Origin of the sequence: Candidatus Frankia nodulisporulans (genome assembly GCF_902806475.1) — a bacterium.
GTDB lineage: Bacteria > Actinomycetota > Actinomycetes > Frankiales > Frankiaceae > Frankia > Frankia umida.
Genome location: NZ_CADCWS010000373.1, coordinates 1 through 3,007 on the forward strand (window position 1 = coordinate 1; position 3,007 = coordinate 3,007).

Sequence of the window (3,007 nt, forward strand, 5' to 3'; positions counted from 1 at the left end):
TAGGGACATCGCCACCGATGGCGTTCCCGAGCAGGGCCGGGGAATCTTCCTCATGAGGGCGCTGATGGATCAGGTGCAGTTCCACCGGGTGGACGGTCCGTACCGAGGCACCCGCGTCCATCTGGAGAAGGTTCTGGCCTGGGAGGAGAGCGCACCCGGCGCACGCCTGAGCCGACCACGCACTCCCTCCGGACCATGGGGAACCCCCACCCCGGGCCTCACCCCCAGCACCGCGCCACCCTCACCCTCACCCTCGCCGGCATCCTCGGCATCCGCCGAAATCCCCGGCCGCTCGGTCGCGTCAGAGACCATCGACAAGCCCCACTGACGGCCCGCCGCCCGTGCCGCCGGCGTCGTCGGCGGCCACCGACCGACGCAGGGCGGCGTGCAGCCCGGCGGGCGTGAGCATTCCGATCGGCTGCTCACGTGGATCAGTCTCGTCCGCTGCGGCACCGGATGACACGGCGTCACCGGGCACGCCGCCACCAGGAGTGCCGCCACCGGATGGGCTCGCCCCGGCGGTCGCGGCATAGACGTCGAGGGTGCCCCGGTCCTGCGCCAGGAGCGCGGCGAGCGCCTGGCGCAACGGCGCGCCCACCCGCACCCTGGCCGGGCCCGTCCCCACCGCGCCCCGCCCATCCGCCCCACCAGCACCGGACGTCCCACCGGCACCGGACGTCCCACCGGCACCGTTCGCCCCACCGGCAGAGTGCGGGCGGGGTGGTTCCAGATCGGCGGGGAGCAGAGGGGTGACGGCCAGCCGGCGCAGCGCCCGGTCGGCGCCGACGAAGTCGGCCACGAAATCGGTCGCCGGACGGCCCAGGATGCGCGCGGGCGGGTCGATCTGTTCCAGTGTGCCGCCCTGGCTGAACACCGCGACCCGGTCACCAAGCCGGATCGCCTCGTCCAGATCGTGCGTGACGAACACGACCGTCTTGCGGATCTCCTGCTGCAGGCGCAGGAACTCGGCCTGCAACCGTGCCCGGGCGATCGGGTCGATCGCCGAGAACGGCTCGTCCATCAGCAACACCGGCGGGTCGGCCGCCAGGGCCCGGGCCACCCCGACCCGCTGCTGCTGACCGCCGGACAGCTCATGGGGATAACGCCGTCCGATGGTGGTCGGGTCCAGCCCGACCAGCTCCAGGAGTTCGTCCACCCGCGCCCGGATGCGCGCCGACGGCCAGCCGAGCAGCCGCGGCACGGTGGCGACGTTGCCCCGGACGGTCAGGTGCCCGAACAGCCCGACCTGTTGGATGACGTAGCCGATCCGCCGACGCAGCTGCACCGGGTTGGTCCGGGTGACGTCCTCGCCGGCCACCAGGATCCGCCCGCTGGTGGGCTCGACCAGTCGATTGATCATCTTCATGGTCGTCGTCTTGCCACAGCCGGACGGACCCACCATGCACAGCAGCTCTCCCGCCGGCACGTCGAAGCTCAGATCGCGCACGGCCACCGTGCCATCCGGATAGCGCCGACCGACCCCGACCAGCGAGATCATGGGATCCGCGCCGGCTTCGGGCTTCGTGGCGGTGGGTTGACCGGTTGTCGGCATCGTGTCCTCCCGACCGGTTACGGTGCATCGATGGCCATCGCCACGTCCGGGACCTGCCTCGAGCAGAACGCGTGGATCTGCGGAGACTATGTCCGTACGCGTTCCGACGAGCTGTGGACGGCCACCCGCGAACACATCTCACTGACGGTGACCGCGGTTCCGATCGGCCTGGTGATCGCCGCTGTGCTGGTCCTGTTCGCCCGGCGCTACCGGGTGAGCGTGCCCTGGATCGGCGGGCTCACGAACGTGCTGTACACGGTGCCGTCGCTGGCGTTCTTCGCGCTGCTGCTGCCGGTCACCGGCCTGTCGGTGACGACGGTACGCATCGGACTGGTGGTCTACACGCTGGTCATCCTGTTCCGGGGCCTGCTGGCCGGGCTCGACGCCGTCCCGGACGACGTGCGGGAGGCCGCCCGCGGGATGGGTTACGGCCCCACCCGGCTGCTGCTGACCGTCGAACTCCCCCTCGCACTGCCCGCGATCATGGCCGCGATCCGGGTCGCCACCGTCTCGACCATCGCCCTGGTCACCGTGGGGGCGGTGATCGGCCACGGCGGTCTCGGCAACCTGATCTACGACGGTCTGAACAGCTCGTTCAAGTCCGAGGTGCTGACCGCCTCGGTGCTGTGCGTGGCACTGCCGTCGTCGCCGACCTGCTGCTGGTGGCCCTGCAGTGGCTGCTCACCCCCTGGCGGCACCGCCGGCGGTCCCGCCGGCGGCCGGGCCGCGGCCAACCTGAAGCGACGACCGCATGAGCACGTTGACCAGTGCCTTCGACTGGCTCACCACCGGCTCGAGCTGGCGCGGCGGGGAGGGGATCGCGACCCGCCTCGGCGAACACGTGCTGCTCACCGCCGCCTCGGTCGGGATCGCGTCGGCGGTGGCCCTGCCGATCGGGATCGCCCTGGGTCACCTCGGGCGCGGCGGCACCCTGGCGATCAACATCTCGAACATCGGCCGGGCCATGCCGACGCTCGCCGTGCTGGTGCTGCTGGCCATCGGTCCGCTGGGCATCGGCGACCTGGCCACGGTGCTCGCGCTCACCCTGTTCGCCATCGCCCCCCTGGTCACGAACAGCTACGTGGGGATCCGCGAGGTCGACCCCGGCGCCGTGCTGGCCGCCCGCGGCATGGGCATGTCCGGCGGCCAGGTGCTGCGCCGGGTGGAACTCCCCCTCGCCCTCCCGATGATCCTGCTGGGTCTGCGGCTGGCCGCGGTGCAGGTGGTGGCGACCGCGACCATCGCCGCGCTGATCGGCGGCGGTGGCCTCGGCCGTTTCGTCGTGGACGGTCTGGCCAACCACGAGCAGAACAAGGTCGTCGGCGGCGCCATCCTGGTCGCCGTGCTCGCCCTCGTGGTGGACGGCACCCTGTTCGCCCTGACCCGCCTGCTCACCCGGGCCCCACAGCCCACCCGTCCGCGCCGCTGACCGTCCCAACCGCTGACCGCCCCAGC

General features: G+C 72.0%; 2 protein-coding genes and 2 pseudogenes. 3 read left to right on the top strand and 1 reads right to left on the bottom strand.

Features of this window, described 5'->3' with window-relative positions:
* Nucleotides 1–328: pseudogene (locus G6R24_RS22980) on the top strand (hypothetical protein); the annotation flags it as partial.
* On the opposite strand, the gene G6R24_RS23555 reads toward G6R24_RS22980, so the two are convergent.
* Entirely contained in the window at nucleotides 302–1,552 is a 1,251-nt protein-coding gene (locus G6R24_RS23555) for an ABC transporter ATP-binding protein (protein ID WP_276511347.1), read from the bottom strand. The pseudogene G6R24_RS22980 and the gene G6R24_RS23555 overlap by 27 nt on opposite strands.
* Nucleotides 1,553–1,582: 30 nt before the next feature.
* On the opposite strand from G6R24_RS23555, the pseudogene G6R24_RS19825 reads away from it, so the two are divergent.
* Both G6R24_RS19825 and G6R24_RS19830 read left to right on the top strand, forming a co-directional pair.
* Nucleotides 1,583–2,128, top strand: a pseudogene (locus G6R24_RS19825) (ABC transporter permease); the annotation flags it as partial.
* A 175-nt stretch (nucleotides 2,129–2,303) separates the two neighbouring features.
* Nucleotides 2,304–2,981: an ABC transporter permease gene (locus G6R24_RS19830; protein ID WP_163550670.1), complete on the top strand. Its 678-nt coding sequence runs from the start codon at nucleotides 2,304–2,306 to the stop codon at nucleotides 2,979–2,981.
* Nucleotides 2,982–3,007 lie beyond the last annotated feature (26 nt).